This is a genomic window from Microcystis sp. LEGE 00066, assembly GCF_015207925.1.
Classification (GTDB): domain Bacteria; phylum Cyanobacteriota; class Cyanobacteriia; order Cyanobacteriales; family Microcystaceae; genus Microcystis; species Microcystis ichthyoblabe_A.
Genome location: NZ_JADEVX010000015.1, coordinates 11,491 through 35,980, shown reverse-complemented (window position 1 = coordinate 35,980; position 24,490 = coordinate 11,491). Strand labels below are relative to the sequence as shown.

Genomic DNA, 24,490 nt, shown 5'->3' with positions numbered 1-24,490 from the left:
ATAGGACATACTGCGCCACAATATCTCACGGAATGAGGATATACAGCCTGAGAAGGAGTAAAACAAGAGAAACTACCTGAAACTCCTTCTTCTGTGCATCCCTCTATTTAATAGTTTGCCCTCTTTGCAATAGCCTTTCTCGTCTCTTTTGACGGGATTCTGTTTCCAGTTGGGCGAGTATATCGTCTAAAAAAAGATTACAAAGCTCAATCTGGCGGTTAGTTTCCCGTAAGCTTTCAAGACATTGTTTTCTCGTTGCTTCATCGGGATAGGAGGTGCGGTAAGTCATCATAAGTTCCATTGCCTCTTTACTTCATCAACACTAGCACTAACAGCATCCACACTGGCTGTTCCTTGCAAAATCGCTCTTTCTAACATCTCTAGCATCGTATTTGAGAGAGTCGGCTGCTCTTGTAAAATTCTCAGCAGGATATTATTAATTCGGGAGTAGGAATTAGTTACCCTCTCTCTGGCATTAGATAATTCTTCTAATTCTGATAATGTCCGTTCATTTTCCCCATATTCTGTAAAAAGTTGCCATTCCGTTGCCGATGCGTACTCTATCTGATCCGCTAGTTGACGCAGTAGATCAAAAATGCTCGTTAAGGTTTCCTCCGGTAATGTAGCCCTATTCAATTATTTCTATTATCCCTAAATCACTGAAAATCCTGATGCTGACAAGGAAGTAGTGCAGATACCAGCGTAAGCCATGAGGGAGAAGAATGTAAAGATTTATTAAATATAGAGAAATTGCGGCATGAGATATGATTGATATGGTTGCCTATTAGTCTAAGTCAAATGAACATTGAACAAGTTATCATTAAAAACCTAAGAAAACTTCCCTTAGAAAAACAACAAGAAGTGTTATCCTTCACCGAATCTCTCACCTCAGGAATTTCCCTCCCTTCCCCAGATTATAGTCTCACTCCCCAGGAAAAAGCTCAAAAATGGCAGAAAGTAATCGCTAAACTTCCTAAAACAAGTGCGAATTTACCTGATGAAGCTTTACACCGTGACACTATGTATGAAGACTAATGACTCAATATTTACTGGATACTAACATTTTGCTTCGGGCGGCTGATACGTCTTCAGCAACTTATTCTTTTGCTAACAATGTAATTACTCAAATCGTTGAAACAGCTAATGAATGTGTTATTATTCCTCAAGTTTTAATTGAATTTTGGGTAGTTGCAACCCGCCCCCTTGATGTTAATGGTTTAGGTTGGACTCCAGCACAAGCTACAAATTATGTCAATGATTTATTAGATAACTTTACATTAATTGCAGAAACGCCGGATATTTTTCCCCTTTGGTTTCAATTAGTCACCATCTACAACATTAAAGGAAAACGCACTCATGATATTAGGCTTCTTGCTGTTATGAAAGCTTCTAACATTACCCATTTATTAACCTTTAATCCTGATGACTTTATCCCTATTCCCAATATTACCATCGTTCATCCTCAAGATTTCATTAATTCCCAATAATTAGGCAGCAAATCCGACATACCGCGTCACAATATCTCACGGAATGAGGATATACAGCCTGAGAAGCAGTAAAACAGAAGAAAACACCTGAGACTCCTTCTTCTGTGAATCACTGTTTTATGGCGAAAGGAGAAACAGCAGTCTAGAAAAGAGTTCTGGTATTATTTATAGACATCGCCGCGAGGTTTAATAGTTGTAATGACTTATAGATTGTTATCTCTATCTTCAAAAAACAACACTCGATACTTACCCACTCGCAATCTTAGTTCATCTCTTCCGTAAAGGGGTTTAATATCTAATTTTGTAGAATCCGAAATCAAAGTATCCAAAGCTTCAAGAAGACGAATTTGATCATTTTTAGGCATCCTTTCTAAGTAGCGTTCTGCTTGTCTAAGTAGAATATAATCAGCCAAGTTTATCTCCAAATAGTTTGTATTTTAATTCTGTTGAAGTGATTCCAGTATCTCGACCGGATAAATAATCTTGCCATGCTGCTTGGCTTTCAGCAAGTTCTTCGGCTGGAATGATCTCATCGTCATCTTTTGGTGCTACGGTCGGCTTGATGATAGTTTTTAAATCCTCTAAAAGTCGCAACTTATCCGTAAGGGGAAGATTCTCTATTTGGCTGAGGATTTCATAGTAAGTTGTCATAGACCTTGATAGTATCAGATAATCCGAACACACCTCAAATAATACCACATCCAGATACTAACCAAAAATGGTAAAAGCGGTGGGCTGTTCACAACCGACTTGGTTCTGCGGTTTCTTTATCGGGATTAAGAGAGAAATATAAAAATTTATTAAATTGTAACTTTTAATACAGTTGTGGGGGGAGTGTGTACTTTTGTTTTGTCCGCCTTTGGTGTTGGGTTGTTGCTTAATCTGGCTGCGAGGGGGAGCGCTCGCACTTTGAGGAGATACATTAATGAAAACAAGTGTAATATACATAACGGCTGTATTAACTTTATTGGGACTAACTGTGTCTCGACAAGCTAAAACATTTAACTTAAGTGAAAACAAAGACTTTTTAATAGCTCAATCTGGTCAAGTATATAAGTGTATAAATGATCATGGCAGATTTTCGATAGTGCCAGGTATTCCTGGTGCAACTTCCAGTAGGGTTAGTTGCCTGATCCCCGTGAAATCGGTAAAAAGATGTATGTACAAAAGATTTCTTGATAAAACTTTCCATCGTTGTTCTTTAGCCATACCAGCTTTAGATGGTGTTCCAGTCAATACATATTATTCCATAGGAACAAATGGGGGACTCACAACATTGTTTACTATCGATTAATTTACAGGAATATCTATCCATGTATCGATTAGTGTGGGAATCTCTGATACCTCAATATTTTTGAGAACTTGTTTCATGGCTTAAGTAGGTGCATCTACATCTTTCATTGTACCTTATCTAATCATATCTACATATCTAATAGTGTTCCTCAAATTATAACTTTCCTCCTCTCCCTCGGCACACTTGGCGCAGTTTCAACCCTCAAGCGCAAACTAAAACCCTCCCAATCCACTGAAAAAGAAACCACAAAAGTCGGCTAAATTGCTTCTAAAAATACTATAAATGCCCCTTGATTTAGTCAGTTGAGGGGGTGTTTTTTGTGTATTGTTTATTGTCTATTATTTAATTGTTGCTAACTAATTGACAACAAGAGCGTTTTTTTATGGTAAAATGGTTGGCCTAGTGTAGATATAGTAAAAGTTGAAATGTCTGTCACCCATATTAATAATCTTCAAGACCAGATTTTGCAAAGTATTAAGACTTTACCGCTACAAAAACAGCAAAAAGTCCTTGAATTTGTCAAATCCTTACAAAGAAATTCACGTTTTCAGAAATGGGACAATATTTCAGATGCAGAAGCACAATCGTTACAAAATGAATTTGCTCAAGAGGATATTAGCTTTTCAGAAAGTATTTTTTTACCCGATTATTTATCTCACCTTGAACAAGAGAATAAGGAATAAATGCGAGGCGATATTTATCTAGCTGATTTGAATCCGAGTCGTGGTTCAGAACAAGCTGGTATTCGACCTGTTATTATTGTCCAACATAACAATATTGATCGCTTCACTAGCACTGTTGTTGTAATTCCATTAACCAGTAATTTACGTCGCGCACAAATCCCCGGAACAATGGTTATTCCCGCAGGACGAGGAGGCTTAAATCAGGAATCAGTAGCCTTATGTTATCAAATTGTTGTTATTGATAGACAACGACTTCAACGACAGTTGGGGACACTTTCTTCTAGTTATTTACAGCAATTGGAAGATGTTATGCGATACACATTAGATTTAACATAAAACACTAATATGAATGTTTAATTAGGGTCTGCTGAATAAATCTAAAAACCTTGTTGGATAAGACTTTTGGACTTTTTTCCCCTCAAAAAGTGCCGACCTTTGGAGTGATTGGGGGGAAAATTCAGGTACTTTTTCCCTGAAAATCAGGTAATTGACCACCTGAAAATGGGTAAAACCCCAAACCCCACACCCTGCCACCAGGAAAAACTTTTTCAGCAAACCCTAACTAGGGATGGGAAATTCTCTCCTATCGTCTTGGGGACAATCGCTATAAGATTAGCTTACTGCTACGCAGTGCCTTCGGCATCGCACTAATAATTTTTGATCATTAATTCCCTACCAGATGCCGCCGCTCCTTGTTTATAATTATTCATGCCATACTGAAGATTCCACTCGATAATATGGGCAAAATTAAAGAGTTTTCGTATCTCTGGACAATCATCGTAGGTAATTAACCATTTAGCCTGACATTGACGCATATTATCGGCAAAACGTTGATGATCGAAGCTGGTATGTAAATTACCTCTCACACCGTACAAACGGGATTTTGTGGCACTATAGTAGGGGGGATCGAGGAAGATAAAAACTTCTTTTCCCTCAGCAAATAATAATTCTTCGTAGTCTTGGTTAGTAATTTTGACCGATGCTAATAACGGCGCAATTTGAGTTAATCTGGCCATTGATGAATCAGTAAATCTACTGGTAAAAGCCGCTTGGGAATACCCCCCCGAATCCACTGTTCCCGAAAAAGTAATCCGATTTAAGATAAAAAAACGCACCGCTTTCTCAAAGTTGGTTAACTTTAAATCTTCCCTTGTCAAATCTTGAAATAATTCTCGTCCGCTATCATATTTCTGTTTAATTTCTGTTATTTTTGCTACCAATAAATCAATATTTTCTTGAGCGCATTGCCAGAAACAATATAAATCATAATTTAAGTCATTAATCCAATAGGTTTTTATTTGTTGTCCAAAGAGTTGCTTAACAGCAAAAAACACAGAACCACCACCAAAAAAAGGTTCTCGATATTCCCTAATATTGACAGGAATTTGCGGCAGAATTTGCTTAATTGCCCGGGATTTCCCCCCCGGATAGCGCAGAGGACTTTTAATTTTTGACATTTTATCCTAAATCCGTTTATTATTGAATTTCTTCTAACGACCAAGTTAGTCCTCGTGCTTTTCCCGAGACTTCTACTTACTTTGTCTAGCTTGACCAACTTTTAGCCATGCAAAGATTTGTTGTGGAGTCAGTGTTAACTGAACCCCTGCAATTACCTTAAGTTGGTGATCCCCTCTGCAAACTTCTGGCTCTTGTTGGGGAGTAAACATTAAAACAGAATAATCATCTGGATCAAGCATCCATCCTAATTTACTGCCATGTTTTAAACAATGTAAAATGTTGTCAATTACACGGTTTACCTTTTGATCTGGTGAAAGAATTTCGATAGTCCAATCAGGTGCTTCCCTAAAGTCGTCCTCCGGTTCACCTGCTTGATTGAGGTTAATTCGATTCCATGCAATTACCGCCACATCAGGAACGATCGAACGCCCGCCGAAGGTACATCGCAACTCAGGTAAAGCTGTATAATCAACAGTGTGGCTGTCAACCGCAGCTAAAAGACGTTTTTGCAGGATAGAGTGTCGAGTCTTAGGCATGGGTTTCTGAATTGCGACTCCATGCAAGTATTCCCATGCTGGAGAATCCTCCAAATGTGGCAATTTGAGGAAATCTTCAAGGGTGAGACTCTCAGTCAAGGAAGTCGTCATCGGTTCAAGCAAAGGTTTTTTTTGTGACTTTATTATAAATGAAGTTTATGTGGGTTGCTTACCGACCATTCAGGTATATTTGATGAGAATTGGCCATCTCAATCAAATGGGTCGACTTCTTAACTATTCTGACTGACCGGTATCACTGGAAATACCCACAGAGATCACAAAATTGGCCAATTGTCAATAGCTTTTCAGATGCTCTCACCTTGGTTATGGTGCTTCCCACTCTTTCTTTTCTAGACACTCTGCAATTCGATATGTGTTTGCAATTCCTCCTATTTTTCCATGAGATCCTAATATTGGTAAATGGCCATATGGAGCATTCAGAGAAAAGTTAGGGTCTTTTCCTTTTTTCCATCCCACTGCACTGCGAAACCTATGGTAAGCCTCTGAATTCTCATCAGTTAAATAGGGTTCACCGCCTTCACTTTTCCATATTTTTTGCTGAGTATCAAAGCCAAATCTGCCTTGACTTGCTTTTGACCACAAATCTTCAATAATCAACAAATCTTTGCAAGGAAATTCTTTCATAGTTTTTGTATCTATAAATCCTTCTCCTTCTCTATTGACCGTTTGCAACATTAGTCTTAGAGTCTCTCTATTAGCGTCCTCCCACCTATTTTCTTTAAGTAGTTTACGAAGACATGAATAATAAGCGTCTCTGTTTGACGAAAATCCCTCCATAGGTTTACAAGTTACAAAGTGGCGATCATAGAAAAAATAGACAAAACCCATAATTGTAGCCAAAGCTGATAGAAAAGCTACAATTTCGATAGTAGTATGAATACCTAACTTTTTCCCAGACATACAGTCTCTCAGCTAGTCAATTTGATTGAGTCGGGTGCAATGATTGGTTATACCTCGATCTGCTTGCATCATGGCTTAGAACACTTCGTGACCGCTCCCGCTTATCGATTCTTAACCTTTGCAATCATCGATAATTTCTCGGAACTCAGCAACGAAGCTAACCATTTTTGCTCGTCTAATCCCTTCGAGAAATAGACAAACTTAATGGGTATATCGCTATCGATCTAACGGTTGAACTCACCCGCCTTGTCAAAGTCTAGCAGAAAGTCGGGTGCATTGATATGTCAGATAGTCGGCAGCCGGTCATAGGCTTCTGGCTCAACATCGGGAACTTTTGTTAAGATTGTCTGATACTTTTCTCGACTCCCCCTTTTGGTCCTTTCTATTAGGTAATTTTCTGTCATCAACGCTGAAAGTTTCTCAGCGATCGCAGTAGAGATAAATTGATCGATCGAAATTCCATCACGAGCCGCTAGATCATCTAAACTTTTCTGTAATGAGTCGGGAATTTGAACTTGGATGGTACTCATGGTAACTTGCCTATTAATCGGAAACCTGAAGGCTCAAAGCGTGGGTTTCATTTTTAACCTAGCCACCTTTACTCGATCGATAAATTACGATCAAACCAATTATATTAACTATCTACTTAACTGTTGGTTTGCGAAATTTGGAAGGAGAAGGAAAATATTCTACTCGTTCATTTTTAAGCGCTTGTGCCATGAAATCGCGCCAAATGGGAGCGGCAAAACCACCGCCGGTGATACCTTTGCCTAAAGTGCGGTTTCGGTCATCTCCAATCCACACTGCGGTGGCTAATTGGGGTACATAACCGACAAACCAGACATTTTTCTCGTTATCGGTAGTACCGGTTTTTCCCGCTGCCGGACGACCGATTTGAGCCGAGGTTGCTGTTCCCCCTTGAATAACTCCCTGTAGGACAGAATTGAGAGAAGCGGTGGCCCAGGGGTCTAAAACTAGCTTCGGTTTGGGTGTATTATCGAGCATGACGTTACCCCGGCTATCGGTAACACGCATGATAAAGGTCGGCTCAGAATGCCAGCCATTACTGGCAAAAGTAGCGTAAGCTCCCGCCATTTCCAGAGGAGTCACATCCACGGAACCCAAAGGTAAAGAGGTGACGGCAATTAAAGGACTCTCGAAACCCAGCAGACGACAGACTTCAATGACTTTATTTATCCCGACACGACGACCGAGAACAACCGCGGGAATATTCAGAGACTGCATCAGAGCGCTACGCAGGGAAACCGGACCAGAAAAGCCGCCACCGTAGTTTTTTGGGCTATAGAAGCCGCCGGCCTCGCGAAAACGGACAGGAGCATCATTAACCACCGTTTCAGGGGTAAAACGACCACTAGCGAAGGCAGTATAATAGACGAAGGGTTTAAAAGCTGACCCCGGTTGACGACGGGATTGAATAGCGCGGTTTAATTGACTTTTATTGTAATCAACGCCACCGACGAGCGCTTTGACGAAATGGGTGCGGGGATCCACCGCGACTAGAGAAATTTGTAGGTCTTTGGTGCGAATACCGCGACCACGCAAGCTATTATAGGCCCGTTGGATGGTGGACTCGGCCATGTTTTGAAAGTCGAGATCGATCGTGGTTTGAATCCGCATTCCCCCTTTAGTTAGGGTTTCTTTGCCAAATTTTTGCCGCAATTCTGCCACCACTGCATCGGTAACGTAGGGTAATTTACTTTCTTGCCAAGCGGTGGGTTTACCCAGTTTCAGCGGTTCCTTTAAAGCGGCCTCTTCCTGTGCGGGGGTAATCCAACCCAAGGTACGCATCCGACTGAGAACCAGTGCCTGTCTTTCCTTGGCGGTTTTATAATTATTAAAAGGACTATAAACCTCCGGCGCTTGGATTAATCCGGCCATCATCGCCGATTCTGCTAAATTTAACTCGGAGGCGGGTTTATTAAAATAACTTTTAGCAGCGGTTTGGACTCCATAATTATTATGACCCCAATAGATATTATTGAGGTACATTTCCAGAATGTCATTTTTGCTAAAAACCTGTTCTACTCGTATTGCTAGAACTGCTTCGGCTAATTTACGGCTAACGGTGCGCTGATGGGAAAGAAAGATATTTTTGACTAACTGCATGGTAAGGGTAGATGCACCTTCCACCACACCGCCACTTTTCCAGTTAGCCACTACTGCCCGACCGATACTATTAGGATTAATACCACGATGCTGATAAAAATGGCTATCTTCGATCGCCATCACTGCGCGTTTTAGATTGGGAGAAATTTGATCGAGTTCCACCACTTCCCGATGCGCTTCCCCGTGTAAGCTGGTCAGGGGTCTGCCTTTAACATCGTAGATATAACTGGTTTCCGTGGGAACGTAACCGCGTAAAATCCTCACATCGGGTAGATTGCGGTAACTAATCGCTAATCCTACCACAGCCCCCGTCACCACGGCGGTGGATACCATCAACAGGCCGAGAGCGGTTCCCCCTGCAACTCTGGAGACTCCCTGAAGAAAGCTATCGGGGGAACTACTGGACTGCTGCTCTTTATCTTGATTGCCGAGGGTACTGGTGGACACGATGGTTACAATTTCCTTTTTCCAAGAGGGGACTGATCGATCGAACTGGCTTGAAAGTCTATTCTAAAGGTTTTGTTAAAAAATCGAATACTAGCTTACAGCAATTATGGCCGATCTGGCTCTAGATTCGATCGGTCATGACAGCGCGATTAGGGACAAAACAGGGTATCGCGGGTATTTCTGCCAGTTATGGGGTTAGTTCCCTTGGCTATCTCACAAAGATATTTTTCCACATCAGAGCGAATAATTGCATCGGTAAAATCGGCCCCGTCGATAATTGCACCTTTGATTAAAATGTTAGTGGCGAAAGCTCCTTCGAGAACGGCATTGGTAAAGTTGGCTCTGGTTAAACGGGCCGATTCTAAATCCACATTTCTCATATTGGCATCGCTAAAGTCGGCCCCCTCCAAGTTGGCCGAAAAAAAGCGCACTCCCTCTAGATTGGCATGACTGAAGTTACTAGCGCGCAGATTGGAGTGATCGAAGGTGGAATCGCGCAAATCCTGCCCCCCAAAGTCGTTATCGGTCAAATTGCGGTTATTATAACTTAGCGCTTGGGCCGGAGCCAAGGAGAATAATAATACTAATATACTAGCAACCAAGGTTAGTAGAGTTTTGCGAGAAAATTGCGCCATATTGCCACCTGATCAATCAACCTTTTCTATAATAAGCTGTACTGGATTTAAACCGCCTATCGGGAATTGTAGTACAAATGCTCGCACTACCCGCCCCCCTATAGTTTCTCAACAGGATTTATTATCATTACCCGGCACTGGTTGACAATTATCCCCCGATTTACCAAGAGCGATCGATCTGCTAGATTTTTGATGTTGGATATCTTAGATAGATATGGCTGGTCATAGTAAATGGGCAAATATTAAACGACAAAAAGCGCGGGTTGATGCCAAAAAAGGGCAAACTTTCACCCAGTTATCCCGGGACATTATCGTGGCTACGCGTAACGGTGTTCCCGATCCGGCGGGCAATTTTCAGCTACGCACGGCGATCGAAAAAGCCAAGGCGGCCGGTATTCCTAATGACAATATCGAAAGAGCGATCGCTAAAGGGGCGGGAACTTGGGAAAATGACTCAGCTTTTGAGGAAATTCGCTACGAGGGTTATGGTCCCGGGGGTGTGGCGATCCTGATCGAAGCACTGACCGATAATCGCAATCGCACGGCTGCGGATCTGCGGGCGGCTTTTAGCAAAAATGGCGGTAATTTAGGTGAAACGGGCTGTGTGGGCTGGATGTTTGACCATAAGGGGGTAATTCGCCTTGAGGGAACTATTGATGAGGATAAGCTTTTAGAAGCTTCCCTAGAGGGCCAGGCCCAATCCTACGAGTTTTTTGACAGTGAGGAGGAAGGTCAAGGAGCAGAAGTTTTTACTGAGGTGTCTAACCTGGAGAGATTGAATAAGGTTCTGCAAGCAGCGGGATTTAAGGTCAAAGAAGCAGAGTTACGCTGGATTCCCACTAATACCCTAGAAGTAAGCGATCAAGAGCAGGCCCGTTTTTTATTCAAGTTAATCGACACCCTAGAATCCCTTGATGATGTGCAATCGGTGACGGCTAATTTTGATTTAGTCGAGGAATTGATGTTAGGGGATCTGTGATCCTAAATTCCTAGACTGCTCACTGATTCTGGGCCCAATCAAGAGATAATCTGTCCCCAAAATCCCGTAAAAATTCGAGTTCCGTCTTTGAGAATATGAATTTCTACTTGATCCGATGCCCAATTAATCTGATCTTCCAGAGCGGGATTGAGGAGATGAATCCGTTGATTGCTAGAAGAAACGGGAGAATCGGGAGAATGAATAGCCAGGGATTCCACATAGGCCCCATCTACCAAAATATCTAACTGGGCCAATAATTCTTGAGAGTGGGGCGGTGCTTCGGTTGAGCGCAATTGTTCGATCGTAAATCCCGTGAAGGACATCACATTTAAGCCTTTTTCCTTAACATATTTAGCCAATTCTGTCAAGGCTTTTGCTTGCCAAAAAGGTTCACCCCCGGAGAAAGTTAGGCCGCTATTGCGGGGATTAGCCAAAATTTTGGCAGCTAGAGACTCAACAGTAATTAATTGATTGATCTCGAAGGACCAGGAAGCTTGATTAAAACAACCTCGACACTCGCGAGAACAACCCTGTACCCAGACCACGGCCCGACAACCGGGACCGTTAACGGCGGATTCATCCACATAGCCCATGATATTGAGATGATGGGCGGGAATTTGTGCTAATTGGGCAGCAATAGTCAGACTCATCGCTTATAATCCTCGATCGATTCCTATCTTTTTCATGCTAGAGAAAAACGGCAAAAATCGATCGCTCTGGCCATGATTTTTAACCTTTGACACACATCACCTGCTTGAGAGTGGCGACAATTTCCACTAGATCCGCCTGTTGATTCATCACCTGTTGGATCGGTTTATAGGCCCCCGGAATCTCATCAATAACCCCCTCATCTTTGCGGCATTCAACCCCTTGGGTTTGGGCGATTAAATCATCAAGAGTAAAGGTTTTTTTAGCCAGATTTCTCGACATCAAGCGCCCGGCCCCGTGGGAACAGGAACAGAAGCTATTATGTTCTCCTTTACCTTTAACAATATAAGATTGCGCTCCCATGGAACCGGGGATAATACCATAATCGGTTTCTCTGGCGCGAACGGCTCCTTTTCGAGTGACATAAACCTCCTCCCCAAAATGAATTTCTTTTTCGGCATAATTGTGATGACAATTAACTACTAAGAGGGGTTTAGTTGGGTTGCCTCCCGCTAGATGTTTTTCAACAATGCGTTTAAATCTAGCCATCATAATTTCCCGATTATAACGGGCATATTCCTGGGCCCATTGTAGGTCATGCCAGTAGGCGGCAAATTCTTCTGTACCGGCGACAAAGTAGGCCAGATCGAGGTCAGGTAATTTACATTCTGCTAGTTTGGCTAACTCTTTGGCGGTATTAATATGACATTGGGCCAGTTGATTACCAATACCTCTAGAACCGGAATGGAGCATTAACCAAACTTGATTTTCTGTATCTAAACAAATTTCGATAAAGTGATTACCACCCCCCAGAGAACCCATTTGTTTAAGGGCTTTTTTCTCTAGGTTTTGTACACCTCGATGAATCTGTTTAAATTCCGCCCATTTTGACCATTTGGTCACTTCCCGATCCACTTCTTTATTTTCAGCAAAACCGACGGGAATATTTTCTTCCACATCGAGGCGAATTTTTTTAAGTTTTCCCTGCAATTGTTCACCAGTGAAAGGCATTTTTAGGGCAGCCATGCCGCAACCGATATCGACTCCGACGGCGGCAGGAATTACGGCATCTTTCGTGGCAATCACCGAACCGACTAAAGCACCTTTCCCCAAGTGAACATCGGGCATTAAAGAAATGTGTTTATAAACAAAAGGTAGGGAAGCGACATTTTTAGCCATTTGGGTTTCTTGGGGTCCCAATTCATGGCCAGCCCAAGATAAAATCGGTGTCGGGGTGGAAAGTTCCAGAGTTTTGTAAGTCATAGTTTTTATGAAATAATCAAATAAAAAGCCGATACAACCAAAATAACGCAATTGAGATTCTGCGATAAATTAGATAAATTTAGATAAATTGTTATCGGCGATCGTGTTTTAACACAGAGGATAAGCTGTTGACTATCTAAATTACCCGCTCAGACTGACTCCAGGACAATTTTTCACTTTTACCGGAGGTTTACCGACTACTGTAATACTACCAAAAAGGTTCGGATACCTACACTATCGAGAAAGCGGGGTTATTTTGCACTATAGAGATAACAAAGGAACTGATAGGGGTGGGTATCGCCTAAAAACCGAGTACAGTTCCGATTCTAGAAGTCACTATAAGTTGTATCGGAGCAGCACAAAGATTATGGGAAAAGTAGTTGGAATTGACTTAGGGACGACTAACTCCTGCGTCGCGGTTATGGAAGGGGGTAAACCCACCGTTATCGCCAACGCCGAAGGGTTTAGAACCACGCCCTCAGTCGTCGCCTACGCCAAAAGTGGCGATCGCCTAGTAGGACAAATCGCCAAACGTCAAGCGGTAATGAACCCGCAAAATACCTTTTATTCCGTCAAACGCTTCATCGGCCGGAAATTCAACGAAGTTACCAACGAAGCCACAGAAGTATCCTACAAAACTCTCCAGGACGGCAACGGCAACGTTAAATTAGACTGTCCCGCCCAGGGCAAACAATTCGCCCCCGAAGAAATTTCCGCCCAGGTACTGCGGAAACTGGTGGAAGATGCCAGTAAATACCTCGGCGAAACCGTTACCCAAGCAGTCATCACCGTACCCGCTTATTTTAATGACTCCCAACGTCAAGCCACCAAAGATGCCGGGAGAATTGCTGGGGTTGAAGTTCTCCGCATTATCAACGAACCCACCGCCGCCTCTCTTGCCTACGGATTAGACAAAAAAGCTAACGAAACCATTCTTGTTTTTGACTTGGGTGGGGGAACCTTTGACGTATCGGTTCTAGAAGTGGGTGATGGTGTCTTTGAAGTTCTCGCCACCTCTGGAGATACTCATCTCGGTGGTGATGACTTCGATAAAAAAATCGTCGATTATCTAGCCGGAGAATTCAAAAAAGTTGAAGGAATAGATCTCCGCCAAGATAAACAGGCCTTGCAACGTCTCACGGAAGCGGCAGAAAAAGCCAAAATTGAGCTTTCTAGCGTTACCCAAGCGGAAATTAACCTGCCCTTCATCACCGCTACCGCCGAAGGACCAAAACACCTAGATACTACTTTAACTAGAGCTAAATTTGAGGAAATTTGCGCCGATTTAATTGATCGCTGTCGGATTCCCGTCGAAAACGCCATCCGTGATGCCAAAATCGATAAATCTGCCCTCGATGAAGTGGTTCTCGTCGGTGGTTCAACCCGGATTCCCGCCGTCCAAGAATTAGTTAAAAAAGTTCTGGGCAAAGATCCTAACCAAAGCGTTAACCCCGATGAAGTGGTAGCCGTCGGTGCCGCTATTCAAGGTGGTGTCCTCGCTGGTGAAGTCAAAGATATTCTTCTGCTTGATGTTTCGCCCCTGTCTTTGGGTGTGGAAACCCTCGGCGGTGTGATGACGCGGATTATTACCCGCAACACCACTATTCCCACCAAAAAATCGGAAGTTTTCTCCACGGCAGTGGATGGACAAACTAACGTGGAAATCCACGTCCTGCAAGGGGAACGGGAAATGGCCAAAGATAACAAGAGTTTGGGAACTTTCCGACTCGATGGCATCCCTCCCGCTCCTCGTGGTGTGCCTCAAATCGAAGTGGTTTTCGACATCGATGCTAACGGTATTCTCAATGTCACCGCTAAGGATAAAGGTACAGGAAAAGAACAATCGATCAGCATCACCGGCGCTTCTACCTTGCCCCAAAATGAAGTGGAACGCATGGTAAATGAGGCAGAATCGAACGCCTCGGTGGATAAGGAACGTCGCGAACGCATTGAACGCAAAAATCAAGCTGATTCCTTGGTTTATCAAGCTGAGAAGCAGTTGGAAGAGTTAGGCGATAAGGTTCCCCCATCTGAGAAAAATAAAGCCCAAGGGTTGATTAAAGACCTAAAAGAAGCGATCGCTCAAGACGATGATGGTAAGATCAAAACCATCCTACCGGAATTGCAACAAGCCCTCTACGCGATCGGTAGCAGTGTGTATCAGCAAGCGCCCCCTAGCAACCCCCCTGGTGGCAATGATAACAATGGCCCCTCTGGTGGTGCTGGTGGTGGCGATGATGTCATCGATGCGGAATTCTCCGACGCTAAATAAAAATTAAGTTCTTAGCTTCGGGAAGGACACAAGTTACCTTGTGTCCTTTTTTTGTTGCGGCTTTCTTAAAGATAAGTCTGTCACCGAAAATTAGGACTAAACTTAGGTAAACCATCTTGGAGGACTAAGATTAAGAAAATGGAAATTTACCAATTTAGCGAACGCCAGACAATTATTATTGCTATTCTAGTCCTCTATCTCGGTAAGTATTTAACCAAAAATATCAAATTTCTACAATATTATAACATTCCTGATGCCGTTGCTGGTGGTGTCTTGGCTTCCTTATTTTTCGGTCTATTTTTTGCTGTTTTTAAATGGCAAATTGAATTTACCCTTAATGTTCGGGATGCCCTGTTAATCGTTTTTTTTACTACTATCGGGCTGTCCTCAAAACTAAAAACCCTGCTGCAAGGGGGGAAACCCTTGCTAATTTTATTGATAATTGCTGTGGTTTATCTCATTCTACAAAATTTAGCCGGTCTAGGAGTGGCAAAAGTGATGGGATTAGATTTACCCATCGGTTTGATTGCTGGTTCCGTTTCTTTGAGTGGCGGTCACGGGACTGCCATTGCTTGGGCTCCTATTTTTCGTGATAATTATGGCATCGTCAAAGCATCAGAAATCGGTGTAGCTAGTGCTACTTTTGGGCTAGTTTTAGGGGGAATTATTGGCGGACCGGTGGCTCAATGGTTAATTACGAGAAATCGACTGCGAGCCAATAATCAAGATCAAGATTTAACGGTGGGAATTAAACAAAGCCAGAGGAATGTTAATATCGATTACAATACGATGCTCCATTCAATCTTGGTGATTGGTTTAACTATCGGTTTGGGTATTCAGATTAACTACTGGGTAACTACCCTCGGTTTAAAATTGCCTGATTTTGTCACCTGTTTATTGGCAGGAATTATCCTGACTAATACCATACCTTTGGTGTTGAAACGCTTTCCTTGGCCCGCTAATACGCCCTCTTTAGCCTTAATTTCTGATGTTAGTCTCGGTTTGTTCCTATCTATGTCCTTGATGAGTTTACAATTATGGACATTGATTGATTTGGCCGGACCGATTGCTATCCTGTTATTAGTGCAGTTCTCACTCAGTATTATTTATACTGTTTTACTGGTCTTTCCCTTAATGGGAAAAAACTATCATGCTTCAGTAGTTTGCGCCGGTTATTTGGGTTTAACTCTAGGGGCAACTCCCACAGCTATCGCCAATATGACAGCAGTAACGGAAAATTTTGGGGCTTCTCCCCAAGCATTTATTATTGTTCCTTTGGTGGGGGCATTTTTTATTGATTTGTTTAATGCTTTTATCATCCAGCAATTTTTGAATTTTCTGACTTAAAAATTTTTATCGATCAAGTAATTATGGTTCTTCGGTTTGTGTTATGCAAGGGACGGGGGTTATAAGGGATGTAACCCCTATATAGAAAGGCATTTAGCGATTTTTGTCAATTGTTTTTGCTCTAGAGCAAACTAATCAATTAAGTCTCTTGCCAGATAAGGATTTAGTCGATTTATGCCCCCCTATCGAATCATACCAAGTAACGAAGAACCCAAAACACTTACATTATGGCTCTTATGGATGTATTCACTCATTTTTCTATTATACCCTGCGAGCGGCGGGGAATTAGACCCGAAGAGATTAAAGCATATCTAAATATTTTTGGGTTAAAAGTTAAACTTCAGGCTCCTATTTAGTACGAGTTTACTAAGCGACTAATTTTCCCAAAAAAATTAGTTAACACATGATTGTAACATATAATTAATTTGCAAGAGTTCTAATGTTTTTTTGGACAGAAATCATGAAATCCCCCTCTCGTTTTTTCATCGGGATCGCCGGAACCATAACGGTCGGTTTCCTCGCTATCTCGTCGGTTCAAGCTTCGCCTTTAAATTTACAATTTCTCGGTCAATCGATTGTTCCCACGGGGTTTATTCCCTCAGGCCCAGCGGGAACCGTGAACGGTGTCTCCGTTCCGGTCGGGGGATTATCGGGCATTACCTACGATCCGGCGGGTAATAACTTTTACATCATCTCGGACGATCGCTCTCAGAACGGCCCGGCGCGTTTCTACACCGCAACGATCAATCCGACGCTATTTAATGTTAATGGGACGAATAGCGGCGTTACCTTTACCGGTGTTACCCCACTTTTACAGACTAACGGGCAAACTTTCCCCGCGCTGAGTCTCGATCCAGAAGGGATCGCGCTCGTGGGTTCTAATCTGTATATTTCCTCCGAAGGGGAGGTCTCTAACAATCAGATTCTCGATCCCTTTGTCAATCGATTCGCGCTGGCCAACGGTCAACAGAACGATACTTTACCGATTCCAAACCAGTTTATCCCCGCGCCGAACTCGATTCCCACCACAAGCGGGGTTCGCAATAATCTGGCTCTAGAAAGTCTGACCACCACCCCAGATCAGCGATTCCTGTTCACGGCCTCCGAGAACGCGCTTGTGCAGGATGGGCCGGCTGCGACGCCAACGAACGGTTCTCCCTCACGGATATTGCAGTACGATCTCGCTAATGGACAGCCGATCGCTCAATTCCTCTACAATACCGATCCAATCGCCCTTCCCCCGATTATTCCAAGCCCAGTCGATGTCAACGGACTCGTCGATTTACTGGCACTTGATAATAGTGGCAAACGCTTTCTCTCCCTAGAACGTTCTTTCTCCATAACGACGGGAACACCGGGGAATACGGGCTATACTGTGAAAATCTACGAGGTTTCCCTGGAGGGGGCCACCGATATTAGTGCCTTTCCCAGTATTAATGGGGTTTCGGGTATCGTGGCCGCCCAGAAAACCCTATTATTCGATCTGACCTCGTTAAATATCCCCATCGATAACGTGGAGGGGATTACCTTCGGCCCCTATTTACCGAACGGCAAGCGCTCAATAATTCTCGTCAGCGACAATAACTTTACCCAGTTCCAATTTACTCAATTTCTCGCCTTTAGCGTCGAAACTGTACCCGAACCCTCAACCCTAGCAGGATTGCTGGTGATCGGTTGCGTTGTTATTCTAGTCAAAAAACGGGAAAGCTAAACAAAATCTGGCAACAGCATAGAGATCAGGCCATCTTTGGGGTTGCCGAGCGTTTCGTCAATTGGACAATGGCTCTTCTAGGTTCTGTGTGATAAGTTTAACTTACATAGAATCGATCAATCTTTGTGTTCTTTGTGTCTTTGTGGTTAGTCTAGCCCCTCGCTAGGAGGAATGTATCTTAGAATACATTTTACCCACCAAATCCAAGAGAGCCGGCTCTTCTCGACTTTGTGTGATAATTTTTGCTTATGGAATCGTGAAATGCTTATCGGGCAAGACTTTTAGGGCTATTTTGCGGAAGAAAGTATCAGTATAGACCTCGTTTCCACACAGAAACCAGAAGAGCCGAGAGCCTAATACCAAATCGGTTTTTAATAATATCATTAACTGCCAATCAAACTTTAAAAACCCAGTTATGGACTGTTTCTCCCTGTCCCAGCGCTCCCCGTTTCCACAAGGACACAAGTTATCTTGTGTCCCTTTTCAGTCTCAAAATCGGAAATTAGGCTAATCCGACTAATTTAGCGCTGTATTCCCACATTTTTTCGCCTCTTTCCTCGTCGCGAGCTTGAGGAGAAACCCTTTGTACAAAAGATTTACCCTCTTTTTTCTGACGGTTGCCCCAACTCCAGTAAGCACCAGATTGACGGTATTGGGGGTCAGCAACCACGATGGCGACTCTTTCCCCGGCTAATTCTTGGGAAACATAGCCACCGGTGATATTTTTCTGGAACCAGGGGAAAAACTGCTGGAAAAAGGGGTAATGATTGCGGAAAAGGGGTGTATCGGCCACACAACCCGGATAGAGGGAAGTAAAAGTGATTCCGGTGGATTCGTGATAGCGTTTGTGCAGTTCCCGCATGGTGAGAACATTACACACCTTACTATCTTTGTAGGCTTTGACCGATTCAAATTTTTTACCGTCGGCCATAGTAATCGGCTCTTTGAAACCCTTGGCAAACCCTTCCAAATCGCCCAAATCGGGACGAGGAGGAATTTTACCGCCTAATTCATCGGGATTATGGGTGACAGTGCCGAGAATGACTAAACGGCGGTCGGGAGAAGGGGAATTTTTTAGATCTTCCAAGAGCAAATTCGAGAGCAGGAAATGACCTAAATGATTGGTGGCCATGCTCAATTCATAACCGTCGGGACTTCTTAAGGGTTCTTTGAGCAAAGGCAGATAGATAGCGGCATTGCAGACTAAAGCGGTTAGAGAGCGGCCCAAGGCCCGGAAATTTTTAACGAAGCGCCGGACGCTATTGAGGGAACCGAGGTCGATAAATTCAATACAGTAGTTATCCCGGGGAATGTTCAATTCCTTGGCCGCCTGTTCCATTTTCGGGATATCCCGACAGGCCATAACCACAAACCAACCTCTTTGAGCAAGGGATTTAGCGGCGTAGAGACCGACTCCAGAAGTTGTCCCAGTAATGATCACCGTGGGTTTTTGATCTTGTACCATTGTTTGATAGTTTTCGTTAATCGCTCTGGTCTAGGGAATATCCAAGGGATTCCAATCATAAATTTTATCGGTTGTCTTACCTGACCCCCAGGTTCCCTTTACATAACTTCAAATTTTCGTGAGTGTTCACTTATCAGTGATCAGTGATCAGTTATCAGTTATCAGATTTGAGTTTTAAGTTTACCGATCTCCCCCCCTCCCCACCTCCCCAATTCATAATTCCCAATTAACGAATCGGTTTAGCTAAATCACCGATTTTAAAACCATTACCGGTAATGATACGACCGACGCTAGATTGACCATCAGCTTCGACAATTTCGAGAGTGCCAATCGGTTGAGTAATCTGACGGATCACCTTACCCGTTTGCGGATCCTTGACCGTTTGGGTCGTCCTTTCGATGGAAATGCGTAAACCAACACGATAACCCTCTCCCGTACCTTTATTGAGAATTACTTCATTTCCCGCCACGGCAGCCACTAAAGCGGTGACAGTCGGGAGCGAGCGAGGTGTAGCGGCGATTTGGTCGGCTTTATTATTGAGATTATCCACCACCTGCGCCACTGCCTTATCGGTGGCAATACTGAGTAATTTCCCTTCGTTGGAGGTTTGGGAACCACCCCCAACCCCTAAAACCACGGTTGAACCATCGGATTGATTGGCACTACCATCTCCCTGAGCGGTGGTAATAATTTCGGCCGTGGTGGTATTAATTGCCCGGACATTCAACTTGACAAAAGCATCGGTTTCTGTCTTGGCGGTGCTAAAAATAATAAACGAGCCACCTGATTGTTTTTTTTGTAAATCGAATTGGGTAATCGAACCGATAATTACCACGTCCACCCCCAAAATTTGCCCGATTTGAGCGGCGGTAGCGGCATCTACCCGTCCCGAAGCCCCAAAATTTTGTTCTCTGAGGACGGCATCAATGCGACTGCGCTCAATGACTGTATAGCGACCACTTTCCACCAATTTGTTGACGAGAATATCACTGACACCACTGGCTCCACCACTGAGAAATGTTAACCACTGGGGATTACTGAGACCGCTATAATCGAAGTCTAAAACCGCTACTCGCACCTTTTCGCTTTTTTGGGCTAAGAGTAATGGTAAATTGTTAGAGGTAGCTTGGGAGAAAGCCGGTGCGTTGAAGCTAAAACCCAAACTAGAAGCGACTCCCACAAGGGTAATCAGGGCAGAAAAACCACGGATACTATCTCGATCGAACATGATAAGGGGTTCTCCAGTCAAATAGAATATAGATCATAATCATCTCAGAATTACTCTAACCATCGAGAGTGATCAAGAGGAAGAATTTTGAATGGCAGTAATTAAACCTCTCACTTCCTCGGTTCCCTCGGAAGCTTCAAAGGAAGTGGGAAATTTACCCTTAGCAATCATCCGCAATCCCAAGGGGGCAATACTTAATAAACCCTGTAAATCGCGCCAATAATTGCCCAGCACATAGAGGCCGAATTTGCGTTCATCAACCCATCCCCCTGCTTTGACTAATTCCACTAAAACTTTCCGGTGACGAATGGGACGACTACTATCGTCCGACTTGCGAGCGAGTATTTCCTGTTTAATTTTACCGATCTGATCCATAGGAGCCACTTCCATAGGACAAACCGCATTACAGAAATAGCAGCGCGTACACCCCCAAACCCCGGCGGTGCCTTGATGATAAAGTTCTAGGCGACTTTCCTGATTACCATCGCGGGAATCTGCTAGGGTGCGCTGCGCTTTTGCTAAAGCGTGGGGACCGACAAAATCAGGATTCACTTGCTTGGCGTTACATTCCGAATAACAGGCCCCGCACATAATGCAGTTACCCATCTGATTGAGATTGGCTCTTTCTTCTGGAGTTTGCAGAAATTCTCGTTCGGGAATGGTGCGTGCTTGACTACTAATATAAGGTTCAACCTTTTCTAAATCGTCCCAAAATGGCTGCATATTGACGATTAAATCCCGAATAATTAGTAAATTCCCCAGAGGGGCGATCGTGATTTCGGGAATTTCTCCGGCATCTTTTTGGCTACAATGGTTTAATTCACTGGCGATATTTTGTTGACAAGCCAAGGCCGAACGACCGTTAATTTTCATCGCACAGCTGCCACAAATTGTATTGCGGCAATTTTTACGAAAGGCCAAAGTTCCATCAAGTTCCCATTTGATGCGATTAAGGCAGTCGAGAATTGTATTTCCGGCCTCCACCTCTAGGGTAAAATTTTCTAGGTAGGGGGTGTCGTTGGGTCGTTGACGCAGAATTTTAAAAGAAACTTCCATACTCGGCACGGGGGTGAGGGACTCCTAATACTCAGGATAATCGATGTTAACGGGCCAAAGGGGAGCTAGTAATGGTAATTAATCCTTAAGATTTTCCCCGGTCGGTTGAGCCAAGGGGTGGGTATCTAGGCCTAATGATAGATGGGCAAGTCGCTCGAAAACAGTTTAATCCCCCCGGATTTACTGCTCTGGGTCATTAGTTTTTTGCCAACTCCAACCACAAGTATAGTTTCTCAATTCCTTGCTAGGTATAGCTTAAACGGTTTTATGTCCTCACTTTCTCCCTCCTGTTTTCCTCGCACCCGACCAAAAATTGCCAGAGTCTTGTCCAAAAATTTCCTCTCCCCCACAAGGTTTACAGTTACTACCTAGTCCGGGGTCTTCTTAGCACGATTGTCATCACCGAACCATCAGTTTTAAAAAATTTATTATTCCCCTCTAGACATTTTTGGCAAGATTTTTGGTATGATCAATTTGTCAGTGTAAACTTAATTGACAGTCAGTCAAAAATCAAGGAACATTAAAAAGTACCATGAGTGACATCTCTCCTACTCCCCTAACCGGGAAAGCTCTACTTCAAAAAGTCAAAGAGTTATCCCACTTACCCCGTCGCGAAACGGCAAAACGTTGTGGTTACTACTCTCAAAGTAAAGATGGCCAGGTTCGGGTCAATTTAACCGACTTTTACGATGCTGTTTTAGGTGCAAAAGGGGTTCCTCTCGATCCCGAAGGCACTAAAGATGGCCGCGGCCGCGAACCCACTTTCCGGGTTAGTGTCCATAAAAATGGTCAAATCGTCATCGGTTCCACCTATACCGAACAAATGAACTTGCAGCCCGGCGATGAGTTTGAAATCAAACTTGGCTACAAGCACATCCACCTCAAACAAACGGAATCAGAAGAACCGGTAGAAGCTTAAATAGGTTACGGAGTAGGGATAAGGACAAAAAAAATCGGCAGTCAAAAGGGCTAGTTTTGACAAGACCGACTAAGAAGACAATATAGATTCTTATCCCTAATTCTAACCCCTGACCGCCTCTTTTATCAACTTGAGGGGTTTTCCTTAAGCACTTTTTCTTCTTTTTCGCAACCCCCTAGGGATGGATTTTTGTTGGAGCTAGGCTTTACCAGAGCAGAGTTCCACAGTTATCCTATGCCTAGGGGGTTTGTTTTATGGGTGTTAGGAGACAGGAGACTCCGAGTTAGTATTCAGGAGATTATTTTTGTTTATTCTTCCCACACCCCACACCCCACACCCCACTTCTCTGACACCTAATTGACAATGAACATGGCTGCCTTAATAAAAATTATTATTTTCCTGTTAGCCTGGTTAATTCTCTGGCTGCCGATTGCCATTGGTTTAGGGAGTCGTTTGGGATGGCAACCGCTGCAAGGGACAAAACCTGAGCAGAAATTGCCCCTAGTGGCCTCTCTTTACGCCTTGGCTCCCTTAGTTATCTGGGGATTATTGAAGATAGAGGGGAGCAGCCTCCATAATTACGGATTAATTTGGTCATTTTCCCTATTTATCTCCCTAACCAAAGGATTAATCTTGGCAGTGGTGGGATTAGGGATAATTTTTTTTCTGGAGGGGATTTTGTCCTGGGTACATTGGCAGCCAAAAAATCTAAGTCGTGCTTTTGCCTTGAGTTTACCCCTGTTGATAGTGGCTCTCTGGGTGGGTATTACCGAGGAATTAATCTTTAGGGGCATCTTTTTGAGCCAATTAAGCCAAGAATACGGTTTTTGGGTGGCGGGAGCCATTTCTAGCCTAATTTTTGCCCTGCTGCATCTGCTTTGGGAACGTCAGCAAACGCTGCCGCAACTACCCGGTTTATTTCTGATGGGGATGGTTCTGGTCTGGGCGCGGGCGATCGATAATGGTAGTTTAGGATTAGCTTGGGGACTTCATAGCGGTTGGGTGTGGGGATTAGCTTTGCTAGACAGTGCCGAATTGATGTCTTACAGCGATTCTGGGTTAGTTTGGGTTAAAGGTATCTATAACCAACCTTTAGCGGGTTTAGCGGGTATTCTCTGCCTCTTGGGGACAGCTTGGGGGTTAAACTTGTTTCAGTAGCCAAAAGCCGGTAAAAGTGCGACCAGAATCATCCGGTTGTATCAGGAGAAAGTGCAAACCTTGGCTTTCCTGTTTGGTTGCTTGATAAACATTGGCTGCCAAGGCCACTTCTTCATCTTCGTAGGTCAGAAAAATCCAACGTTCATTTAGACCCGATTCCAAAACTAAACCGCCCGATCGCCCCCTTTCTGTGGGAATATGATCGATAAATACCGGGTTAATTTCCTCTAACCAACGAGCGATGGCAAGAGATTTTTTACCACCGGTAATAACCACACCGGGGATCATTAAAGTGGAGGCTAAACCTAATTTTAAAGGAGAAAAGGCCTCTGGTAGGGAAAGAATCGGTATTCTGCGATCGCCAAAAAAGTTAACTAAATCAACGGCGGGAAAACGAGCAAAACGCCACTCTTGACCTAAAAATTGGTCTGGTAGGGGTTGCGGTGGAGGAGAGTCGATATTTATGGGGATTTGCCGTAATTCTAGCTGTTTTTTCAGAGCGTTAACGTGACGGGTTAACTCAATTTTGATCTGTAAATTTTGACCAGCGAGGAGAAATAAATTGGCGCATTGGGGGCGAAAAACTTGGATAATTTCTGGGGGGGAGACTTGACAAGCTTGCTGTAACTGTTGGGTTAACCAGTCGCTATTAGCTTGGGATTGGGGACAGGAATTTTCATAGATAAGATGACCAAGAGAATCGGAAATTAACAATTGCCAGACTGTGCTAAGAGAAGGAGAAGATGAAGATTTATAAAAATCCGCTTGCCAAATAGTCATAATTCAGTCAAAAGCCACCAGTAAAAAGTCAAAAAATGGTCAGGAGTAGAGGTCAACTAAAAATTTTACCTTACCA

The 24,490-nt window shown here is 43.5% G+C and carries 27 protein-coding genes and 3 pseudogenes; 14 read left to right on the top strand and 16 right to left on the bottom strand.

The genetic code is table 11. The features are described from left to right. Positions 1 to 103: 103 nt before the first annotated feature. Together IQ224_RS03985 and IQ224_RS03980 are read right to left on the bottom strand one after the other, a co-directional pair. Positions 104 to 289 carry a hypothetical protein gene (locus tag IQ224_RS03985; RefSeq protein WP_228036081.1) on the bottom strand — a complete coding sequence of 62 codons (186 nt, stop codon included), beginning with the start codon at positions 287 to 289 and terminating at the stop codon, positions 104 to 106. Further along, positions 289 to 636 carry a hypothetical protein gene (locus tag IQ224_RS03980; RefSeq protein ID WP_002746526.1) on the bottom strand — a complete coding sequence of 116 codons (348 nt, stop codon included), beginning with the start codon at positions 634 to 636 and terminating at the stop codon, positions 289 to 291. The genes IQ224_RS03985 and IQ224_RS03980 overlap by 1 nt, the downstream gene beginning before the upstream one ends. 162 nt (positions 637 to 798) lie before the next feature. Here IQ224_RS03980 and IQ224_RS03975 point away from each other — a divergent pair, with 162 nt between their 5' ends. Both IQ224_RS03975 and IQ224_RS03970 read left to right on the top strand, forming a co-directional pair. Further along, positions 799 to 1,035 carry a hypothetical protein gene (locus tag IQ224_RS03975; RefSeq protein WP_002746523.1) on the top strand — a complete coding sequence of 79 codons (237 nt, stop codon included), beginning with the start codon at positions 799 to 801 and terminating at the stop codon, positions 1,033 to 1,035. Continuing rightward, on the top strand, positions 1,035 to 1,487 hold the full coding sequence (locus IQ224_RS03970; protein WP_002746521.1) for a PIN domain-containing protein: 453 nt from the start codon (positions 1,035 to 1,037) through the stop codon (positions 1,485 to 1,487). The genes IQ224_RS03975 and IQ224_RS03970 overlap by 1 nt, the downstream gene beginning before the upstream one ends. Positions 1,488 to 1,690: 203 nt before the next feature. On the opposite strand, the gene IQ224_RS03965 is transcribed toward IQ224_RS03970, so the two are convergent. Together IQ224_RS03965 and IQ224_RS03960 are read right to left on the bottom strand one after the other, a co-directional pair. Next, a complete protein-coding gene (locus IQ224_RS03965) occupies positions 1,691 to 1,900 on the bottom strand; it encodes a type II toxin-antitoxin system RelE/ParE family toxin (RefSeq protein ID WP_002798168.1) in 210 nt (69 codons plus the stop codon). Beyond that, positions 1,893 to 2,138, bottom strand: a complete 246-nt coding sequence (locus IQ224_RS03960) for a hypothetical protein (RefSeq protein WP_002734321.1) — start codon at positions 2,136 to 2,138, stop codon at positions 1,893 to 1,895. Before IQ224_RS03960 ends, IQ224_RS03965 begins: the two co-directional genes overlap by 8 nt. A gap of 274 nt (positions 2,139 to 2,412) precedes the next feature. Between IQ224_RS03960 and IQ224_RS03955 the strand changes: the two genes are divergently transcribed. From IQ224_RS03955 to IQ224_RS03945, 4 genes and pseudogenes are all read left to right on the top strand, one after another. Continuing rightward, complete coding sequence (locus tag IQ224_RS03955) at positions 2,413 to 2,781, top strand: hypothetical protein (protein WP_155119317.1); 369 nt, start codon at positions 2,413 to 2,415, stop codon at positions 2,779 to 2,781. 164 nt (positions 2,782 to 2,945) lie between these two features. Further along, positions 2,946 to 3,041 (top strand): annotated as a pseudogene (locus IQ224_RS23795) (PEP-CTERM sorting domain-containing protein); the annotation flags it as partial. A gap of 165 nt (positions 3,042 to 3,206) precedes the next feature. Next, positions 3,207 to 3,464 (top strand): hypothetical protein, encoded by a 258-nt coding sequence (locus IQ224_RS03950; protein WP_002746515.1) that lies wholly within the window; start codon positions 3,207 to 3,209, stop codon positions 3,462 to 3,464. Continuing rightward, positions 3,465 to 3,800 (top strand): type II toxin-antitoxin system PemK/MazF family toxin, encoded by a 336-nt coding sequence (locus IQ224_RS03945; protein ID WP_002746514.1) that lies wholly within the window; start codon positions 3,465 to 3,467, stop codon positions 3,798 to 3,800. A gap of 311 nt (positions 3,801 to 4,111) precedes the next feature. Here the strand turns inward: IQ224_RS03945 and IQ224_RS03940 are convergent, their stop codons facing one another. The 6 genes from IQ224_RS03940 to IQ224_RS03915 all read right to left on the bottom strand — a co-directional run bounded on the left by IQ224_RS03940 (position 4,112) and on the right by IQ224_RS03915 (position 9,588). Next, positions 4,112 to 4,921, bottom strand: a complete 810-nt coding sequence (locus IQ224_RS03940) for a DNA adenine methylase (protein WP_002746512.1) — start codon at positions 4,919 to 4,921, stop codon at positions 4,112 to 4,114. 72 nt (positions 4,922 to 4,993) lie between these two features. After that, positions 4,994 to 5,569, bottom strand: coding sequence for a Uma2 family endonuclease (locus IQ224_RS03935; protein WP_002746510.1), 576 nt, complete (start codon positions 5,567 to 5,569; stop codon positions 4,994 to 4,996). A gap of 213 nt (positions 5,570 to 5,782) precedes the next feature. Beyond that, a complete protein-coding gene (locus tag IQ224_RS03930; RefSeq protein ID WP_002746508.1) occupies positions 5,783 to 6,379 on the bottom strand; it encodes a GUN4 domain-containing protein in 597 nt (198 codons plus the stop codon). Between the two features lie 284 nt (positions 6,380 to 6,663). After that, positions 6,664 to 6,909 (bottom strand): hypothetical protein, encoded by a 246-nt coding sequence (locus IQ224_RS03925; protein WP_002746505.1) that lies wholly within the window; start codon positions 6,907 to 6,909, stop codon positions 6,664 to 6,666. Positions 6,910 to 7,021: 112 nt separating this feature from the next. Continuing rightward, entirely contained in the window at positions 7,022 to 8,953 is a 1,932-nt protein-coding gene (locus IQ224_RS03920; RefSeq protein ID WP_194032588.1) for a penicillin-binding protein 1A, read from the bottom strand. A 149-nt stretch (positions 8,954 to 9,102) separates the two neighbouring features. Next, a complete protein-coding gene (locus IQ224_RS03915; protein ID WP_036402138.1) occupies positions 9,103 to 9,588 on the bottom strand; it encodes a pentapeptide repeat-containing protein in 486 nt (161 codons plus the stop codon). A 214-nt stretch (positions 9,589 to 9,802) separates the two neighbouring features. On the opposite strand from IQ224_RS03915, the gene IQ224_RS03910 reads away from it, so the two are divergent. After that, entirely contained in the window at positions 9,803 to 10,567 is a 765-nt protein-coding gene (locus tag IQ224_RS03910; RefSeq protein ID WP_194032587.1) for a YebC/PmpR family DNA-binding transcriptional regulator, read from the top strand. Between the two features lie 38 nt (positions 10,568 to 10,605). On the opposite strand, the gene IQ224_RS03905 is transcribed toward IQ224_RS03910, so the two are convergent. After that, positions 10,606 to 11,217, bottom strand: coding sequence for a 4Fe-4S single cluster domain-containing protein (locus IQ224_RS03905; protein WP_194032586.1), 612 nt, complete (start codon positions 11,215 to 11,217; stop codon positions 10,606 to 10,608). Positions 11,218 to 11,296: 79 nt separating this feature from the next. After that, positions 11,297 to 12,478, bottom strand: a complete 1,182-nt coding sequence (locus tag IQ224_RS03900; protein WP_194032585.1) for an RtcB family protein — start codon at positions 12,476 to 12,478, stop codon at positions 11,297 to 11,299. Between the two features lie 367 nt (positions 12,479 to 12,845). Here IQ224_RS03900 and dnaK point away from each other — a divergent pair, with 367 nt between their 5' ends. The 5 genes and pseudogenes from dnaK (at position 12,846) to IQ224_RS23790 (ending at position 18,093) form a co-directional block, all read left to right on the top strand. Beyond that, entirely contained in the window at positions 12,846 to 14,750 is a 1,905-nt protein-coding gene (gene dnaK, locus IQ224_RS03895; RefSeq protein WP_194032584.1) for a molecular chaperone DnaK, read from the top strand. Between the two features lie 138 nt (positions 14,751 to 14,888). After that, positions 14,889 to 16,097: a sodium/glutamate symporter gene (gene gltS, locus IQ224_RS03890; protein WP_194032583.1), complete on the top strand. Its 1,209-nt coding sequence runs from the start codon at positions 14,889 to 14,891 to the stop codon at positions 16,095 to 16,097. Between the two features lie 43 nt (positions 16,098 to 16,140). Beyond that, positions 16,141 to 16,386, top strand: a pseudogene (locus tag IQ224_RS24865) (hypothetical protein). 150 nt (positions 16,387 to 16,536) lie between these two features. Continuing rightward, positions 16,537 to 17,808: an esterase-like activity of phytase family protein gene (locus IQ224_RS03885; RefSeq protein ID WP_002746483.1), complete on the top strand. Its 1,272-nt coding sequence runs from the start codon at positions 16,537 to 16,539 to the stop codon at positions 17,806 to 17,808. 88 nt (positions 17,809 to 17,896) lie between these two features. After that, a pseudogene (locus IQ224_RS23790) lies at positions 17,897 to 18,093 on the top strand (hypothetical protein). 217 nt (positions 18,094 to 18,310) lie between these two features. Here the strand turns inward: IQ224_RS23790 and IQ224_RS03880 are convergent. The 3 genes from IQ224_RS03880 to IQ224_RS03870 form a co-directional block, all read right to left on the bottom strand. After that, positions 18,311 to 19,273, bottom strand: a complete 963-nt coding sequence (locus IQ224_RS03880) for a protochlorophyllide reductase (protein WP_002746477.1) — start codon at positions 19,271 to 19,273, stop codon at positions 18,311 to 18,313. 226 nt (positions 19,274 to 19,499) lie between these two features. Next, the gene (locus IQ224_RS03875; protein ID WP_002746475.1) at positions 19,500 to 20,501 is read right to left on the bottom strand and encodes a CsgG/HfaB family protein; all 1,002 of its coding nucleotides are present in this window, start codon (positions 20,499 to 20,501) and stop codon (positions 19,500 to 19,502) included. A gap of 72 nt (positions 20,502 to 20,573) precedes the next feature. Then, complete coding sequence (locus IQ224_RS03870) at positions 20,574 to 21,557, bottom strand: succinate dehydrogenase/fumarate reductase iron-sulfur subunit (protein ID WP_002746472.1); 984 nt, start codon at positions 21,555 to 21,557, stop codon at positions 20,574 to 20,576. Positions 21,558 to 22,089: 532 nt separating this feature from the next. Between IQ224_RS03870 and IQ224_RS03865 the strand changes: the two genes are divergently transcribed. Both IQ224_RS03865 and IQ224_RS03860 read left to right on the top strand, forming a co-directional pair. Beyond that, on the top strand, positions 22,090 to 22,476 hold the full coding sequence (locus IQ224_RS03865) for an AbrB family transcriptional regulator (RefSeq protein ID WP_002734386.1): 387 nt from the start codon (positions 22,090 to 22,092) through the stop codon (positions 22,474 to 22,476). Between the two features lie 363 nt (positions 22,477 to 22,839). Beyond that, a complete protein-coding gene (locus tag IQ224_RS03860; protein ID WP_036402132.1) occupies positions 22,840 to 23,634 on the top strand; it encodes a CPBP family intramembrane glutamic endopeptidase in 795 nt (264 codons plus the stop codon). Here IQ224_RS03860 and IQ224_RS03855 read toward each other — a convergent pair. Then, positions 23,617 to 24,414: a Tab2/Atab2 family RNA-binding protein gene (locus IQ224_RS03855; RefSeq protein WP_002746467.1), complete on the bottom strand. Its 798-nt coding sequence runs from the start codon at positions 24,412 to 24,414 to the stop codon at positions 23,617 to 23,619. The genes IQ224_RS03860 and IQ224_RS03855 overlap by 18 nt on opposite strands. Between the last annotated feature and the right edge of the window lie 76 nt (positions 24,415 to 24,490).

Excerpts from the sequence above, each read along its gene's own strand:
- IQ224_RS03925 (WP_002746505.1), bottom strand. The coding sequence starts at position 6,909 with ATGAGTACCATCCAAGTTCAAATTCCCGACTCATTACAGAAAAGTTTA.
- IQ224_RS03900 (WP_194032585.1), bottom strand. The coding sequence starts at position 12,478 with ATGACTTACAAAACTCTGGAACTTTCCACCCCGACACCGATTTTATCT.
- IQ224_RS03985 (WP_228036081.1), bottom strand. The coding sequence starts at position 289 with ATGACTTACCGCACCTCCTATCCCGATGAAGCAACGAGAAAACAATGT.
- IQ224_RS03945 (WP_002746514.1), top strand. The coding sequence starts at position 3,465 with ATGCGAGGCGATATTTATCTAGCTGATTTGAATCCGAGTCGTGGTTCA.
- IQ224_RS03880 (WP_002746477.1), bottom strand. The coding sequence starts at position 19,273 with ATGGTACAAGATCAAAAACCCACGGTGATCATTACTGGGACAACTTCT.
- IQ224_RS03910 (WP_194032587.1), top strand. The coding sequence starts at position 9,803 with ATGGCTGGTCATAGTAAATGGGCAAATATTAAACGACAAAAAGCGCGG.
- IQ224_RS03955 (WP_155119317.1), top strand. The coding sequence starts at position 2,413 with ATGAAAACAAGTGTAATATACATAACGGCTGTATTAACTTTATTGGGA.
- IQ224_RS03855 (WP_002746467.1), bottom strand. The coding sequence starts at position 24,414 with ATGACTATTTGGCAAGCGGATTTTTATAAATCTTCATCTTCTCCTTCT.
- IQ224_RS03875 (WP_002746475.1), bottom strand. The coding sequence starts at position 20,501 with ATGTTCGATCGAGATAGTATCCGTGGTTTTTCTGCCCTGATTACCCTT.
- IQ224_RS03960 (WP_002734321.1), bottom strand. The coding sequence starts at position 2,138 with ATGACAACTTACTATGAAATCCTCAGCCAAATAGAGAATCTTCCCCTT.
- gltS (WP_194032583.1), top strand. The coding sequence starts at position 14,889 with ATGGAAATTTACCAATTTAGCGAACGCCAGACAATTATTATTGCTATT.
- IQ224_RS03940 (WP_002746512.1), bottom strand. The coding sequence starts at position 4,921 with ATGTCAAAAATTAAAAGTCCTCTGCGCTATCCGGGGGGGAAATCCCGG.
- IQ224_RS03915 (WP_036402138.1), bottom strand. The coding sequence starts at position 9,588 with ATGGCGCAATTTTCTCGCAAAACTCTACTAACCTTGGTTGCTAGTATA.
- IQ224_RS03930 (WP_002746508.1), bottom strand. The coding sequence starts at position 6,379 with ATGTCTGGGAAAAAGTTAGGTATTCATACTACTATCGAAATTGTAGCT.
- IQ224_RS03935 (WP_002746510.1), bottom strand. The coding sequence starts at position 5,569 with ATGACGACTTCCTTGACTGAGAGTCTCACCCTTGAAGATTTCCTCAAA.
- IQ224_RS03885 (WP_002746483.1), top strand. The coding sequence starts at position 16,537 with ATGTTTTTTTGGACAGAAATCATGAAATCCCCCTCTCGTTTTTTCATC.
- IQ224_RS03950 (WP_002746515.1), top strand. The coding sequence starts at position 3,207 with ATGTCTGTCACCCATATTAATAATCTTCAAGACCAGATTTTGCAAAGT.
- IQ224_RS03975 (WP_002746523.1), top strand. The coding sequence starts at position 799 with ATGAACATTGAACAAGTTATCATTAAAAACCTAAGAAAACTTCCCTTA.
- dnaK (WP_194032584.1), top strand. The coding sequence starts at position 12,846 with ATGGGAAAAGTAGTTGGAATTGACTTAGGGACGACTAACTCCTGCGTC.
- IQ224_RS03905 (WP_194032586.1), bottom strand. The coding sequence starts at position 11,217 with ATGAGTCTGACTATTGCTGCCCAATTAGCACAAATTCCCGCCCATCAT.
- IQ224_RS03870 (WP_002746472.1), bottom strand. The coding sequence starts at position 21,557 with ATGGAAGTTTCTTTTAAAATTCTGCGTCAACGACCCAACGACACCCCC.
- IQ224_RS03860 (WP_036402132.1), top strand. The coding sequence starts at position 22,840 with ATGAACATGGCTGCCTTAATAAAAATTATTATTTTCCTGTTAGCCTGG.
- IQ224_RS03865 (WP_002734386.1), top strand. The coding sequence starts at position 22,090 with ATGAGTGACATCTCTCCTACTCCCCTAACCGGGAAAGCTCTACTTCAA.
- IQ224_RS03970 (WP_002746521.1), top strand. The coding sequence starts at position 1,035 with ATGACTCAATATTTACTGGATACTAACATTTTGCTTCGGGCGGCTGAT.